Raw genomic sequence first — 14,060 nt, forward strand, 5'->3', positions numbered from 1 at the left:
GTGAAGAGTATGGAAACACAGTCCTCTGATCTCACCGGAAAACTTTTGATCGCGATGCCGGGCATCGGCGATCCACGATTTAGCAATGCTTTGGTCTTCATGTGCGCCCATTCCGAGGATGGTGCCATGGGTTTGATGGTCAACAAAGTTTCGGCTGAAATCGCGGTGAAAGACGTGTTTGATCAGCTCGAAATTCACCCGACGCCGGGCATTCGTCCGCTGCCTGTTCATTTCGGCGGGCCGGTCGAGGTCGGGCGTGGTTTCGTGCTGCATTCGACCGAATATGTTGCCGATCACGCCTCCATGCACGTTGCGCCGGAGTTTTCTATGACTGCCTCGCGGGAGATTCTCCGTGATCTCGCAACCGGCACCGGTCCGCGGGACAGCATCCTGTGCTTGGGCTATGCCGGCTGGGGCCCGGGGCAGCTCGAAGACGAGATTGCGGAAAACGGTTGGCTGAGCTGTGACGCAGTGCCGGAAATCGTTTTCGACACCCCCGACGACCTGAAATGGAGTGCGGCTTTGCAGTCACTCGGCGTCAGTCCGGCGCTTTTGTCCGGTGATGCAGGACACGCGTGACGTAGCGTTTGGTCTTGGGTGACTACCACCCCTTGGGTACTCTAAGGAAAAGAAGCGGCTCCGGCCGCTTTTACGCAAATTGGTTTGCGTCTTGGAGGAAACATTATGACCTATCGCGCACCGGTATCGGATTTTCAGTTTATTTTTCAGCATGTCGTCGGGTTTGATGCAGTGCTTGAAAGCGGGACATTTCCCGATCTGGATGCGGAGACGGCCTATGCAATCCTCGAAGAGGCCGGAAAGCTGACAACCGATGCCATCGCGCCGCTGGATCGTGGTGGTGATCTCAATCCGGCGGTGTTGAAAGACGGAGTTGTCGTCACCTCCCCCGGTTTTGCGCAGGCGATGGAGCAGGTTGCCGAGGGGGGCTGGATCGGAATGCTGGCCTCCGAGGAGAACGGCGGGATGGGACTGCCTCTGTCCGTGGCGACTGCGGTCAACGAGATGATGTCTGGCGCGTGTCTCTCGCTCTCCTTGCAGCCCTTGATGACGCAGGGCCAGATTGAAGCGCTTGAACATCATGCCTCCGATGAGATGAAAGCGCTCTATATTCCCAAGCTGATTTCCGGCGAATGGTGCGGGACAATGAACCTCACAGAAAGCGGCGCGGGGTCAGATGTCGGTGCGCTCCGGACCAAAGCGGAACGCAATGAGGACGGCACCTACGCCATTACGGGTCAGAAGATTTTCATCACATGGGGCGACAACGATTTTTGTGAGAACGTGTGCCATCTCGTTCTGGCGCGTCTGCCGGATGGTGTGCCGGGGACGAAGGGTATCTCGCTCTTTATGGTGCCCAAATTCCTCCCGACCGCCGATGGTGGCGTCGGGGATGCCAACGCGCTCAAAGTCGTGAGCCTCGAGCATAAGCTCGGCATCCACGGCTCGCCGACCTGTGTCATGGACTATGACGGAGCGACCGGCTGGCTCGTGGGGGAAGAACATCAGGGCATGAAGTGTATGTTCACCATGATGAACAACGCCCGTCTCGGGGTCGGAGTCCAAGGGGTCGGCATCGCCGAGGCCGCGACGCAAAAGGCGCTCGCCTATGCCGAAGATCGCGTGCAGGGGCGCTCCCCGATCGGTCGCGAGGGCGCGGGGATCATTGATCATGCCGACGTCCGCCGCATGGTCGCAACGATGAAAGCCGATACGTTTGTCGCGCGTTCGATTGCTCTGGCGTGCGGGGTCGCGCTCGATCTCGGGCGGAGCAATCCCGACCAACTCGCACGTGGCAATTTCCTCATTCCGGTGGCGAAGGCCTTTTCGACGGATATCGGCCATGAGGTGGCGCAGACCGGCGTTCAGGTGCATGGCGGAATGGGCTACATCGAAGAAACCGGCGCGGCCCAATATGCCCGCGATGCGCGGATTACCTCGATCTATGAAGGTACGAACGGTATTCAGGCGATGGACTTTGTCGGTCGTAAGTTGATGGACGACGGCGACGCCGCCTTTGCCCTGCTGGATGAAATCGAGAGCTTCGCAGAACAGGCGCGTGCGACCCTACCGAACCGCGCCAAAGCGGTCTGGAGTGCGGCAGAAACGCTCCGCGAAGGTGTCGAAGCAATGATCGCACTACCGATGAACGACCGGTTCGCGGGCGCGGTTCCGTATTTGCGGGCCTTCGCGCGGGTTCTCGGCGGATACTATCACCTCAAGGCTGCAATGGCTGAGGGTGGCGATGGCCCGCGATCGCGCCTTGCAGCTTTCTACATCAACCGTATGCTGCCCGAATACGCCGCCCTGTTGACCCAAGCGCGTCTCGGAGCGGCAGATATTTATGCAATCTCCCCCGAGGACCTCGCCTTCTAATGCTTGAACCGATCCGCTCCCCTTTTGATCCACCACAACTGGGGGGCGTGGTCGAGATCACAGAGGGTGTGCTTTGGTCAAGGATGCCTCTGCTCATCCCTTTGGGGCATGTGAACGTCTATCTCTTCGATGAGGGTGACGGTTGGACCATTGTCGATACGGGTGTTGATACGGCGGATACCCGCGCGCTTTGGCTGGGTCTGATGAAGGGTCCAATGGGTGGCAAGCCCGTCAAACGCGTGATCGTGACTCATCACCACCTCGACCATATCGGCCTCGCGGGATGGTTCATGACGGAGCACGGTGCCGAACTCGTCACGACGCGTACCGCCTACCTCATGGCGCGGATGTTGCAGCTCGATGTGCAGGAAACCTCGACGTCCGAAATGCGGGCCTTCTGGCGGTCCTGCGGCATGGCGCCGGAGATCTATGCGAAATACGTTGCCGATCGCCCCTTCAATACGGCGGATGAGGTTTATCCGATCCCGCTCGGTTACACGCGCGTCGAAGATGGCGACCTGGTTGAAATCGGCGGGCGCCATTGGGACGTCAGGACCGGAGGCGGCCACGCGCCTGAACACGCGACCTTCTGGAGCCGAGATGGCAAGCTGGTGATTGGTGGCGATCAGTTGCTCGGGGGAATTTCACCGAATATCGGCGTCACTCCAACCGAACCTGCCGCGAATACCGTCGGGGACTGGATTCAGTCTTGTCGAAAGTTCCAACCTCACGCTGCCAAGCAACTCGTTCTATCCGGACACAAACTGCCGTTTACGGGCCTGCCTGCGCGCCTTAAGCACATGATCGAGAACCATGAGAATGCCTTGGAGCGTCTGCTGGAGCATCTGAAAACTCCCGCGACGGCCTGTGACTGCTTTGAGGTATTGTTTCTACGGACCATCAGGGGCGCCGAATACAATCTCGCAATGATTGAGGCGATGGCGCACTGCCGCTATCTTGAACGGAGAGGCCTCGTGAAAGGCACGGTCAGAGAGGACGGTGCTATCCTGTGGCAAACGGGAGGATAGGACATGGCAGATCGTGACGACATCCATACAACCGCAGAAGTGCACGAGAGCTCTGCGATGCCGCAAGCTCGTGTCGTCCATGCCGATCCGGATGCCTGCACCGCAGAGCAAAAGCCGCTCCCAAAATCCGTCGCGAGCAAACCGGTCGAGGAAAAGAGCCCTGCGGAATGGGCGTATGAACGGCTCATCCTCTATATCCAGAACTTCGAAGAGCAGCTTGATAGCGAGCACGAAATCGCGATGGGGTTTGCGGGGTCGGATACGGGCGTGATGCGGATTGAGGGGCTCGGATTCTTCGATCCGGATATCGTCACGTTTTACGGATTGGACGAAAACGGGATCAAAACTCAACTCGTCCAGCATGTGACTCAACTTAACGTCATGCTGCGCGCGCTTCCGAAACCGACGGAGTCAGCGCCGCCCGCGCGCATCGGGTTCCGTCTCGTTGCGGATTTGGAGCGAGAACTTGGAAATCCTGACGATTCAGAAGGGTGACAGGCCCTCCTGAATCGTCTAATTCAGGTTTCAAAGAACCTCAAAAGAGAGTGGGAGACGCACAATGGCTGAACACAAACATGGTGAGATGGATATCTCTGTGCAGGAGAAGACCTTTGAAGGCTTTATCAAATGGTCGACTTGGGGCGCCGGTATTTCCATCTTCGTTCTGATTTTCCTCGCCGTATTCAATAGCTGATACAACACCGGAGCCAGACCTTGTCCTTTTTGCGTCGAGCCGTCTGGCTCATGTGCCTTGTTTTTTTGACTGCTTGTGGCGCGGCTGAGCCGATTTGGGCTCCTGATGAGCAAGTTTCCCGTGCGCGTTACGTGCATGGTGCGCCCTATGAACTCACCCTTTTTACGGTGATCAACAACAAGTCTGGCTTTGGCGGGCACTCGTCTCTTATGGTGAATGCGCCCGAGCAACGCGCGATCTTTGATCCGGCGGGCACCTTCTATCACCCCCATCTTCCCGAACGGAACGATGTGCATTTCGGTATGTCGGATGCGGCGGTCGAGTTCTACAAAGACTATCACGCGCGGGTCACGTGGCACGTGGTTGAGCAAACCATCACCGTGAGTCCGGAGATCGCGACACTCGCTTTGGCCAAGATTCAGGCCTACGGTGCGGTTCCGAAAACCCAATGTGCGCAGAGTGTTGGCAAGATTCTCAGAGACATTCCGGGTTTCGAGGATGCTCCTTTGAGCATGTCCCCGAAGGCGCTGATGAAATGGTTCGGTGAATTTCCCGGTGTCACAGAGACCAAGTTCTACGATGACAGTCCGGATGAGAATGGGCAGCTCGTTTTGGCGCCGCCGCTCTTGCTCCCGAATTCCAGTTAACCGAGGAATGCGCCGAGGGTGAAAAACAGGCCGAGCCCTGTGAGGATCGCCCAGAGCACGTTCTTCGTCCAGATCCCGATGACGAGCGTCACAGCCGCGCAAAAGAGGCGCAGCGGGTCTGCGTCTGCCTTCACGCCCAGTAGCATGGGGGCGACCACTGCAGGTAGGACCGCAACGGGTGTATAGCGCAACAGGCGCAAAACCCATGCGGGCAGCGGGCGGTCGCCGACCATGCCTAGGAAAGAAAAGCGGATCAGAAATGTGCCGGCCGCCATCGCAAAGATGATGAGCCAGATTTCGAAGGTGCTCGCGTCCGTCATTGCATCGCCTTTCTCTTTTCCATCCAGATCTCGACCTGCGCCCCGACAACGAGCGCACATGCAGCGGCGATCAAAAGGCCTGTTCCGTAAGGCATGAAGCCGAGCAAAAGCACGAGAACCACAGAGGTGAACGCCGACGCGATATGCGCGAGGGTCTTCAGCATTGGCGAAACGACCGCAAGAAACGTAACAGGAACTGCAAAGTCGACGCCGAGATCGGGCGGAATTTGATCTGCCAACAATGCTCCGACAAGCGTCAGGATATACCACGCGACGGCAATCGGGATCGCGACACCAAAGAAATACCCCAGCTTCTCGGAGAGGGTCATGTCGGGATCTTTCTCGAATTTGATCGAGGAAAGCGCATAAGGCTGATCATAGAGCATGTAGGCGGCGAATGCGCGCGTCAGCAGCGGTGTTTTCCCCAGATGCGGGGTGATCGCCGCCGAATACATCCCCATCCGCAGGTTCACGGTCAGCGACGTGATGATGACAATCAGGGTCGGCGCATTGTCGGAGAGCAGTTGAACGGCGGTGAGCTGCGCGGAACCGGCGATTACCAAAAGCGAAAAGCCCATGACTTCCGCGACGTTGAGCCCAGCTTTGGTTGCGATCGCGCCGAAGATGGCCGCGAAAGGCCAGATCACCAGATGGAAAGGCAGGCCGTCTTTGGCGCCTTTCATAAATTGCTGAGTGGCAGGAGATGCGGACATGGGAAAACTCGACCGATTGAAAAATTCTGGCAACCCTACTGTCGGCACGCTGTTCGGCCAACCGTGTTTTGTGAGAAAGGGGGCTTCGAAAATCGATAAGCGGTGCGCAACGGCGCTTTGCTTATTCGAACGTGCCCGTCACACGCCCCAAAAGCATAAAGCCGCGCGCGGTGCGTGTATCTGTCAGAGCTGCGATTTCTTCATCCGTGGCGGTGGTTTCGAACTCCGCGAAGGTTTTGTCGAACTTACGGAGGAAATGGTGGACGGCGTCGCGGAAAATCGCGTCCTGGCGCATACGGGCTGATGCGAGTGCGAGCGACGCACGATCCTTTACACCGCCAAGAGGGGCGACGGTCGCACCGCGTTCCCCTTTCGCAAAACGTCTCCAGACATCGGGTTTGGCTCGATCAGGATGGAGATCGTCCATATAAATCCCGTCTTGGGACAGAAGGGTCAGAACATCTTGGGCGGCGTGAATGAGTTGGCTCACCTTGCGATCCGACAGAGCACGACGGAGTGCACGGAAGCCTTCTTTGTCCTCGGCGGTCTCGGGGAAGTTCATGGCTTTGATGAAGTCAGCAACGGAGAGCGGCGGCGCGAGGCTCTCGGACGGTGTGCCGAGTTCGAGCGAGGCCTGGTTCTCAACCAATTCCGGGGCGGGGATCGCAAGCTTGTCTTCCGGTGGCGTCTGACCTGGGCGGACGGCTGTGAACATCGCGAGCGCGCTTTCGGTTCTCCGCTGTGCGGCTGCGATATCTTCGAGCTTTTTCTCCAATGCCGCGTTTGGCGTGCTACCCGCCTGTTGCGAGAGGTAGGATTGGCGCATGGCGGAAATCGCGGTGTGAAGGCGGTAGCTTTCTTCCCGCATGGTGCGGGCCGCCCGCACAGCAAGTGCGCCGACCCAAATCATTGAGACGGGCATAAAGATCGCGATCAGCATCATCACGAAGCGGATGGAGTCGAAGTCGTTCGACCCCTTGCCGACAATCATGAAGAAACCGGCGGACAAGGCGAGCCAAAGAAGTGATAGCAATGCTGCAATCACTTCGGTCATTGTGATTTTCGGCTCTTGATCGGGGCGCTGGTAGACGCCTAACTCGACCTTCCTCGGGGTTTCTTGCACCGCCATGGCCTCCAAGACCGCGTTCTCTTAATCAGATATACGCGATCTTCAGGATTTCGTAGCTTTTTTCACCGCCAGGAGTGCGCACTTCGACGCTATCGCCCTCGTCCTTGCCGATCAGGGCGCGGGCGAGAGGGGATTTGATGTTAAGTAGACCACGCTCGATGTCGGCCTCATATTCGCCAACGATCTGATAGGTTTTTTCTTCGTCGGTGTCTTCATCGACGATGGTCACCGTTGCGGAGAACTTCACAGGGCCAGACAGAGAGCTCGGATCCACGACTTCCGCAAGGGACAGGATGCCTTCGAGCTCTTTGATGCGGCCTTCGATAAAGCTCTGCTTTTCGCGGGCGGAATGGTATTCGGCGTTCTCGGAAAGGTCGCCCAGTTCACGTGCTTCGGCGATCGCCTGAATGATCGCAGGACGTTCCACGGATTTGAGGTTTTTCAACTCTGCGTTTGCTTCGGTGTGACCCGAACGGGTCATCAGGATCTTTTCCATGTGGCACTCATCTGCACGAAAAAAGCACTACAAAGACCTGCGTGATCTCTGCGTGCTTCGGGTTGCTTCATTTATGTCGGACTACCTGACCTGAGTTGCGGTGGGTTTTCAAGGGGGCAGAGCGCGCAGGACCGGGATTTTCGGCGGCTTTCAGCGCCTTTTTGTTTCCATTGGCTGCTGAGTGCATTCCGCGAAGTCTAAATTGTGCCGTAATGGACAGTCAGGTAAAAAGGCGTCCAACATACCTTCCAACTGCCAAAGGGGCTTGGCTGTGCTGGGGTTCGCCCGATTTTCCTTCGTCTTCTTTACGATCGCGATCTTCGCGACGACGCTGATCCGTGGGACGACAGCTCATTTGCCCGGGATCGTCGGATTTGCGCTGGCGACAATTCGATACATGGGTGCCGGGCCGTGGGTGATCTACACACTGCCCTTTTTCGCATATTTTGGCTGGAAGCATCCGAAGCGCTTGTCCGAAGCCTGTGTGGCGTTCGTGGCCACCATCGCGCTGGTCTCCGGCTACACGCTCTTCAAGGCCCTGATCCCGAGCCTCGTGCCCTTTTGGGCGGACCCGATGCTCGCCGAGTGGGACCGCGCGCTTCATGGCGGGCATGACCCGTGGGTGTTGGCGCATAGCCTGAGCGCGTGGATTGATACGGACGGGGCGGCGTTTACGTATTCCGGGCTCTGGGGCGCGTTTGCCTTTTCTTTTCCTGTCTTGCTCGCGCTCAGTGATCAGGATGAGGTCCGTAAGGCGCGGTATCTTTGGCTATATGCCATTTCTTGGGTTTTGATCGGGGATATTCTCGCGGTGGCCTTTTCCGCTGCGGGGCCGATCTATTTCGAACTCGTCACAGGCCGCTCCGATTTCGCCCCGATGCTTGCCTCGCTGCGGGAGTTGACGTTTCCGGGGACATCGGTGGACCGCGTTCAGCAGGCGCTTTGGCGCGAATATTCGGTGGATGGAGGGTTGCAGCTCGGCGGTTCCGGGATTTCAGCGTTCCCGTCTATGCACGTCGCAATCGCGACAATCTGGGCGATCTACGTTTCAGAACGCTCGATCATCTTTGCTCCCGTTGGCATCGCATTTGCGGCAACGATTCTGTTCCTTTCGGTCTATACCGGATGGCACTATGCAGTGGATGGATATGCCTCGATTGCCCTTGTTGGTGTGATTTTTGTCGTTTTGCGAATTTTTCTGCACCGCAAAATGCGCAAGGCGCAAAGAAAGGCTCCATCGCAAATTGACCAAGCCCACGCTTAGAGGTTACGAAGCCCTCGGAAAGCGTCTGAGCCATGGAGAAATTTTATGTCGAGTATCGAGCGCGAGACGATGGAATATGATGTTGTGATTGTTGGGGCGGGTCCTGCGGGCCTGTCTGCGGCAATCCGGCTGAAACAACTGGACGAGGACTTGAACGTCGTCGTTCTGGAAAAGGGGTCCGAAGTTGGCGCCCATATTCTGTCCGGCGCGGTTCTGGATCCTGTCGGGATTGACGCACTGATCCCGGATTGGAAAGAAAAGGGCGCTCCGATCACCACCGAGGTGAAGGAAGACCAGTTCCACATCCTGGGTGAAGCCGGCTCAATCCGCATCCCGAACTTCCCGCTGCCGCCGCTGATGTCGAACCACGGAAAATACATTGTGTCCATGGGCAATGTGTGTCGCTGGATGGCAGAGCAAGCTGAAGAACTGGGCGTAGAGATTTTCCCGGGCATGGCCTGTTCCGAGCTCGTCTATGGCGAGAACGGTGAGGTCAAAGGCGTTGTAGCCGGTGTATTCGGCCTCGAAGCAGACGGCTCCATCGGTGAGAACACCGAGCCGGGCATGGAACTGCACGGCAAATACGTGCTGATTTCCGAAGGCGTGCGCGGGTCTCTGGCGAAAGAGATTATCGCGAAATACGACCTGCAAGCAGGGCGTGACGCGCAGAAATTCGGTCTCGGCATGAAAGAGATCTGGGAAATCGACCCGGAAAAGCACCGCGAAGGCAAGGTGTGGCACTCCATGGGCTGGCCGCTCGGGTCGAACGCAGGTGGCGGTGGATTCATCTATCACGCCGAGGGCAACCAGCTTTACATGGGCTTCGTGGTGCACCTGAACTACGAAAACCCGTATCTCTTCCCCTACATGGAATTCCAGCGCTTCAAACAGCACCCGATGGTGAAGAGCCTGCTCGAAGGTGGCAAGCGCGTGGCCTACGGCGCCCGTGCGATCTCCGAGGGCGGCTACCAGTCGATGCCGAAAGCGGCATTCCCGGGTGGCGCACTTCTCGGCTGTTCTGTCGGCCTCGTGAACGTGCCGCGGATCAAGGGCAACCACAACGCGATGCTGTCCGGCAAAGCGGCGGCAGAACACGTCGTGGCGGCGATCAAAGAGGGCCGTGCGGGCGATACGCTCGAGAGCTACGAAACCGAGCTGCGCGACGGCGCGGTCGGCAAAGACCTCAAGCGCGTGCGCAACGTCAAACCGCTCTGGTCGAAATACGGCCTTACCGCATCCCTTGCGCTCGGCGGGTTCGACATGTGGACTAACAACCTGTTTGGCGCGTCGCTGTTTGGCACCGTGAAGCACGGCAAGACAGATGCGCAATCCACCGGCAAGGCGTCGAAGTTCAAGCCGATCGACTATCCGAAACCGGATGGCGTGATCTCGTTTGACCGCCTGACCAACGTGTCCTTTGCTGCGACGAACCACGAAGAGAGCCAGCCCTGCCACCTCAAACTGAAGGACCCGCAGGTCGCGATCGATGTGGACTTCAAAGAGTTCGCAGGCCCGTCCCAGCGTTACTGCCCGGCTGGTGTCTACGAATACCTCACCGAGGAGGGCGAAGAGCCCAAATTCGTGGTGAACTTCCAGAACTGTGTCCACTGCAAAACCTGCGACATCAAGGAAGCCAGCCAGAACATCACATGGACCGTCCCGCAGGGCGGCGACGGGCCGAACTACCCGAATATGTAAGCCTTTCACGGCAACGTGTTTTTTAGATCAGAAACGGGGGCCTGTCGGGTCCCCGTTTGCGTTGCAGCCCACTGTTTTGGGCGATAGGCTCTCTGAAACTATCCTCGCTATGGAGTGCTCAGGTGCCAGATCGCGCAAGCCGCTTGATAACCACCCTCACAGCCGTGGGGCTGCTCGTCGGAAGCGGTGTCATAGCCCCCAACGTGGCGCATGCCGATGCCGGTTCCTACCTTGCTGCGCGGCAGGCGATGATTGAGCGCAATTTTTCCGAACTCGCTGATTATGCCGCGCGTGCCGTGGCGACGGATACGAAAAACCCCGCTCTGCTGGAATCTCTCGTGTCTGCAAAAATCTCGCTCGGCGAGTTTGACGATACGCGCGGCTACGCCATGATCCTCGAGCAGATCGAGCCGGGAAATCAGATCGCGGCAATGGCCACCCTGACCCTGCTCGCACAGAACGAGGATTACGAGGGGCTGATCGAAGCCATTGAAGGCGGCCAGAGCATCAGCAGTGTTGTGGATGGCCTCATGCTCGCGTGGGCGTATGTCGGTTTGGGGGATATGTCACGCGCGCTCGAACTTTTCGACGACAACTCGAGCAGCGGGCAGGGTTTTGAGTTTTTCGGGCCGTATAACAAGGCCCTCGCGCTCGCGATGGTTGGGGATTTCGAGAGCACCGTTGATATTCTCTCCGCACCGGACACGCCTCCGACACGGTCGGCCGTGATCGCCAAAGTTGAGGCCCTGAGCCAGCTAGAGCGCAATGACGTGGCCTTGGCGTATTTTCAGGAAATGTTCGGCGATGTCAGCATTGATCCTGAACTGACGGCCATTCGAACGGCATTGGAGGCCGGAGAGACGCTTCCATTTTCCGTGATCGGGTCTGCCCGTGACGGAATGGCGGATGTGTTCTTTGCGGTGGCAACGGCGCTAGAGGGCGGGCTCGACGATGCCTATACGCTTCTTTACGCGCGGATTGCGCAGGCGCTCCGGTCGGATGTGGCTGATTACCACCTGAACGTCGCCTTCCTTCTGCAGCGTCTCGGCAATTTCGACCTGGCCACCGAGGCCTTCGACATGATCGCGACCGACGATCCTGCGTATACGCAAGCCACGCTAGGCCGCGCTGCCTCTCTGCGCGCTGCTGGGAAAGAAGACGCTGAATTGGAAGTCCTTCGTCAGCTCACCAAATCGCATCCTGAGCTGGATGATGCCTTCACAGCGCTCGGCGATGCCATGCGCCGCCAAGAACGGTATGAGGAGGCCGTAGAGGCCTACAGCGTCGTGATCGACCGCTATCAACCCGCGCCAGCGGCTCTCTGGCCGCTCTATTTCACGCGCGGGACGGCCTATGAGCGTCTTGATGAGTGGGAGAAGTCGGAGGCCGATCTGCGGAAGGCGCTTGAGCTTGAGCCAGGGCAACCCCGAGTGCTCAACTATCTCGGGTATTCTTTCCTCGAGTTGAAAATCAATCTCGATGAAGCGATGGAAATGATCCGTGAGGCCGCCGAAGCCCGCCCGATGGATGGATATATCATAGATAGCCTCGCTTGGGGGCTGTACCGTCTCCAGCGCTATGAGGAAGCTGTCGAACCAATGGAACGCGCCGTGGAATTGATGCCCGTCGATCCCATCGTCAACGACCACCTCGGGGACGTGTATTGGGCGGTCGGGCGCGAGCGCGAAGCCCAGTTTCAGTGGCAACGCGCCCTCTCTTTTGAGCCGGAAGAAGACGAGGCCAATCGCATTCGCCGCAAGCTCGAAATCGGGTTGGATCGCGTGCTCATAGAAGAAGGTGAAGAGCCGACGAGGGACGTAAATGACGGTTAAGGTTTTCGCCCCTGCCAAGATCAACCTGACACTGCACATCACTGGACAACGCGCAGACGGATATCACCTCCTCGATAGCCTCGTGACCTTCGTGGACATCGGGGATCAGATCATCGCGTCGCCCGCTGAGGAAAGCAGTCTCACTGTTACCGGACCATTTGCGGAAGGTGTGCCGACGGATGGCAGTAACCTAGTGATGAAGGCCGCTTCGATGACTGGTGTCGGGATGGATCTCACGCTCGACAAGCGGTTGCCGCCGTCCTCCGGCATTGGTGGCGGCTCTGCGGATGCTGCGGCCACCTTGAGGGCTGCGGCGCGTTTGGGAGAGGTTCGCTTCGATCCGGCGCGTGTGCTCGCTCTTGGCGCCGATGTTCCGGTTTGTCTGAAGGGCGCGCCTGTCCGGATGCGTGGCGTTGGGGAGGAGCTGAGCCCGATCCCGATGCCTGCGCTGCACATGGTGTTGGTGAACCCGCGTGTGGAAGTGTCCACACCCGAGGTGTTCAAGGGATTGGCACGTAAGGACAACGCTCCTATGGCGGAGGCGCTGCCGCAGTGGCCTGATACCCTGGCTTTCATCGACTGGCTCGGAACGCAGCGAAACGATTTGCAGGAGCCGGCGGTGAAGACCGCGCCCGAGGTGGCAGCGGTTCTGGCGGCGCTTGCTCTGTTGCCGGGGGCGCAATTGGTGCGGATGTCCGGTTCCGGCGCGACCTGTTTCGCACTCTTCTCAGACCGCCTCACCGCAAATGCCGCGGCCGCGCAGTTGGCAGACGGCAATCCATGGTGGTGGGTGAGGGCAGCGAGCACGCTGCCCGGGCGTGATTAGCGCAGACGCGCGACCACGTAGTCGGCAATATCAGACAGCATCTCGACGATCTCTCCCGACGGGAGGGTCGCGAGGGCTGCTTTCGCCTTGTCTGCCCATTCAAGGGCAACCTCACGGGTTTCTTCGAGGGCGCCGTGCTTGTTCAAAAGCGAAATGGCGTGCTCTAGATCGCCGTCTTCCTGTTTGCCCTTCTCGATAGTCCGGACCCAGAAAGCGCGCTCTTCATCGTCGGCCTTTGCGACTGCTTTGATCAGCGGGAGGGTGAGTTTCCGCTCGCGGAAGTCATCCCCGACGTTCTTGCCGGTCTGCTCAGAGCCCCAGTAGTCCAAAAGGTCGTCAACGATCTGGAAAGAGATGCCGAGTGCGTCGCCATAGTCGAAGAGTGCTTTCACGACATCCTCGGAAGACCCAGCCAACACACCGCCCACTTCAGTCGCAGCGGAGAAGAGCGCCGCCGTTTTGCCGCGGACAACCTGAAGGTAGATGCCTTCATCCGTCCGCAGATCCTGCGCCGCCGTGAGCTGAAGCACTTCGCCTTCCGCGATGGTCGCAGATGCGTTCGACAGAATGCGCAGGACACGCAGGTTGTCTGCATCCGTCATCAACTGGAACGCGCGCGCAAAAAGATAGTCGCCAACGAGAACGGAGGATTTGTTGTCCCACAGCAGGTTCGCGGTCGGGCGTCCGCGTCGCTGAGCGCTCTCATCCACCACGTCGTCGTGCAGGAGCGTCGCTGTGTGGATGAACTCAACCGTTGCAGCGAGGTGGATGTGGTAGGGGCCTTCGTACCCGCAGGCCTTTGCAGCGGCGAGGGTCAGCATCGGGCGCAGGCGTTTGCCGCCGGCCTCGATCAGGTGTGCGGTCACTTCAGGAATACGCGGTGCATGTTCAGAGGACATACGCTCGCGAATGAGCGTGTTCACAGCGTCAAGTTCAGGTGCCAACGCATGGGCCAATCTCTCATGCGGCTTAACGATGGATTTCTCCAGTCCCATAGGACCTCCTCGGCTCGACAAACC

Annotated in this window: 15 protein-coding genes; 10 read left to right on the forward strand and 5 right to left on the reverse strand. The window is 58.5% G+C overall.

Going from position 1 to position 14,060, the window contains the following annotated elements; all coding sequences use genetic code 11:
• The first annotated feature begins 9 nt into the window (after positions 1-9).
• The 6 genes from LA304_RS12500 to LA304_RS12525 all read left to right on the forward strand — a co-directional run bounded on the left by LA304_RS12500 (position 10) and on the right by LA304_RS12525 (position 4,763).
• On the forward strand, positions 10-579 hold the full coding sequence (locus tag LA304_RS12500) for a YqgE/AlgH family protein (RefSeq protein ID WP_224503496.1): 570 nt from the start codon (positions 10-12) through the stop codon (positions 577-579).
• A 105-nt stretch (positions 580-684) separates the two neighbouring features.
• Positions 685-2,394, forward strand: a complete 1,710-nt coding sequence (locus LA304_RS12505) for an acyl-CoA dehydrogenase (protein ID WP_224503497.1) — start codon at positions 685-687, stop codon at positions 2,392-2,394.
• Positions 2,394-3,422, forward strand: a complete 1,029-nt coding sequence (locus LA304_RS12510; RefSeq protein ID WP_224503498.1) for an MBL fold metallo-hydrolase — start codon at positions 2,394-2,396, stop codon at positions 3,420-3,422. The genes LA304_RS12505 and LA304_RS12510 overlap by 1 nt, the downstream gene beginning before the upstream one ends.
• 3 nt (positions 3,423-3,425) lie before the next feature.
• Positions 3,426-3,917, forward strand: a complete 492-nt coding sequence (locus tag LA304_RS12515) for a DUF6173 family protein (protein WP_224503499.1) — start codon at positions 3,426-3,428, stop codon at positions 3,915-3,917.
• A gap of 64 nt (positions 3,918-3,981) precedes the next feature.
• On the forward strand, positions 3,982-4,116 hold the full coding sequence (locus tag LA304_RS12520; protein ID WP_224503500.1) for an aa3-type cytochrome c oxidase subunit IV: 135 nt from the start codon (positions 3,982-3,984) through the stop codon (positions 4,114-4,116).
• A gap of 65 nt (positions 4,117-4,181) precedes the next feature.
• The gene (locus LA304_RS12525) at positions 4,182-4,763 is read left to right on the forward strand and encodes a hypothetical protein (RefSeq protein ID WP_224503501.1); all 582 of its coding nucleotides are present in this window, start codon (positions 4,182-4,184) and stop codon (positions 4,761-4,763) included.
• Here the strand turns inward: LA304_RS12525 and LA304_RS12530 are convergent.
• From LA304_RS12530 to greA, 4 genes are all read right to left on the reverse strand, one after another.
• Entirely contained in the window at positions 4,760-5,083 is a 324-nt protein-coding gene (locus LA304_RS12530; protein WP_224503502.1) for an AzlD domain-containing protein, read from the reverse strand. The genes LA304_RS12525 and LA304_RS12530 overlap by 4 nt on opposite strands.
• On the reverse strand, positions 5,080-5,796 hold the full coding sequence (locus LA304_RS12535) for an AzlC family ABC transporter permease (RefSeq protein ID WP_224503503.1): 717 nt from the start codon (positions 5,794-5,796) through the stop codon (positions 5,080-5,082). The genes LA304_RS12530 and LA304_RS12535 overlap by 4 nt, the downstream gene beginning before the upstream one ends.
• 121 nt (positions 5,797-5,917) lie before the next feature.
• Positions 5,918-6,925, reverse strand: coding sequence for a hypothetical protein (locus LA304_RS12540; RefSeq protein WP_224503504.1), 1,008 nt, complete (start codon positions 6,923-6,925; stop codon positions 5,918-5,920).
• Between the two features lie 25 nt (positions 6,926-6,950).
• Entirely contained in the window at positions 6,951-7,421 is a 471-nt protein-coding gene (greA, locus tag LA304_RS12545) for a transcription elongation factor GreA (protein WP_224503505.1), read from the reverse strand.
• Between the two features lie 271 nt (positions 7,422-7,692).
• Here greA and LA304_RS12550 point away from each other — a divergent pair, with 271 nt between their 5' ends.
• The 4 genes from LA304_RS12550 to LA304_RS12565 all read left to right on the forward strand — a co-directional run bounded on the left by LA304_RS12550 (position 7,693) and on the right by LA304_RS12565 (position 13,041).
• A complete protein-coding gene (locus tag LA304_RS12550; protein WP_224503506.1) occupies positions 7,693-8,685 on the forward strand; it encodes a phosphatase PAP2 family protein in 993 nt (330 codons plus the stop codon).
• Between the two features lie 45 nt (positions 8,686-8,730).
• Positions 8,731-10,383 carry an electron transfer flavoprotein-ubiquinone oxidoreductase gene (locus tag LA304_RS12555; protein WP_224503507.1) on the forward strand — a complete coding sequence of 551 codons (1,653 nt, stop codon included), beginning with the start codon at positions 8,731-8,733 and terminating at the stop codon, positions 10,381-10,383.
• A gap of 143 nt (positions 10,384-10,526) precedes the next feature.
• On the forward strand, positions 10,527-12,215 hold the full coding sequence (locus tag LA304_RS12560; protein WP_224503508.1) for a tetratricopeptide repeat protein: 1,689 nt from the start codon (positions 10,527-10,529) through the stop codon (positions 12,213-12,215).
• Positions 12,205-13,041, forward strand: coding sequence for a 4-(cytidine 5'-diphospho)-2-C-methyl-D-erythritol kinase (locus tag LA304_RS12565; protein ID WP_224503509.1), 837 nt, complete (start codon positions 12,205-12,207; stop codon positions 13,039-13,041). Before LA304_RS12560 ends, LA304_RS12565 begins: the two co-directional genes overlap by 11 nt.
• On the opposite strand, the gene LA304_RS12570 is transcribed toward LA304_RS12565, so the two are convergent.
• Positions 13,038-14,036, reverse strand: a complete 999-nt coding sequence (locus tag LA304_RS12570; RefSeq protein WP_224503510.1) for a polyprenyl synthetase family protein — start codon at positions 14,034-14,036, stop codon at positions 13,038-13,040. The two genes, LA304_RS12565 and LA304_RS12570, sit on opposite strands and share 4 nt — an antisense overlap.
• Between the last annotated feature and the right edge of the window lie 24 nt (positions 14,037-14,060).

Origin of the sequence: Celeribacter litoreus, assembly GCF_020165855.1 — a bacterium.
Classification (GTDB): domain Bacteria; phylum Pseudomonadota; class Alphaproteobacteria; order Rhodobacterales; family Rhodobacteraceae; genus Celeribacter; species Celeribacter litoreus.

Bases quoted from the DNA above. Each gene is read 5' to 3' on its own strand.
- LA304_RS12520 (WP_224503500.1), top strand. From the start codon at position 3,982: ATGGCTGAACACAAACATGGTGAGATGGATATCTCTGTGCAGGAGAAG.
- LA304_RS12510 (WP_224503498.1), top strand. From the start codon at position 2,394: ATGCTTGAACCGATCCGCTCCCCTTTTGATCCACCACAACTGGGGGGC.
- greA (WP_224503505.1), bottom strand. From the start codon at position 7,421: ATGGAAAAGATCCTGATGACCCGTTCGGGTCACACCGAAGCAAACGCA.
- LA304_RS12530 (WP_224503502.1), bottom strand. From the start codon at position 5,083: ATGACGGACGCGAGCACCTTCGAAATCTGGCTCATCATCTTTGCGATG.
- LA304_RS12515 (WP_224503499.1), top strand. From the start codon at position 3,426: ATGGCAGATCGTGACGACATCCATACAACCGCAGAAGTGCACGAGAGC.
- LA304_RS12570 (WP_224503510.1), bottom strand. From the start codon at position 14,036: ATGGGACTGGAGAAATCCATCGTTAAGCCGCATGAGAGATTGGCCCAT.
- LA304_RS12565 (WP_224503509.1), top strand. From the start codon at position 12,205: ATGACGGTTAAGGTTTTCGCCCCTGCCAAGATCAACCTGACACTGCAC.
- LA304_RS12500 (WP_224503496.1), top strand. From the start codon at position 10: ATGGAAACACAGTCCTCTGATCTCACCGGAAAACTTTTGATCGCGATG.
- LA304_RS12555 (WP_224503507.1), top strand. From the start codon at position 8,731: ATGTCGAGTATCGAGCGCGAGACGATGGAATATGATGTTGTGATTGTT.
- LA304_RS12505 (WP_224503497.1), top strand. From the start codon at position 685: ATGACCTATCGCGCACCGGTATCGGATTTTCAGTTTATTTTTCAGCAT.
- LA304_RS12540 (WP_224503504.1), bottom strand. From the start codon at position 6,925: ATGGCGGTGCAAGAAACCCCGAGGAAGGTCGAGTTAGGCGTCTACCAG.
- LA304_RS12535 (WP_224503503.1), bottom strand. From the start codon at position 5,796: ATGTCCGCATCTCCTGCCACTCAGCAATTTATGAAAGGCGCCAAAGAC.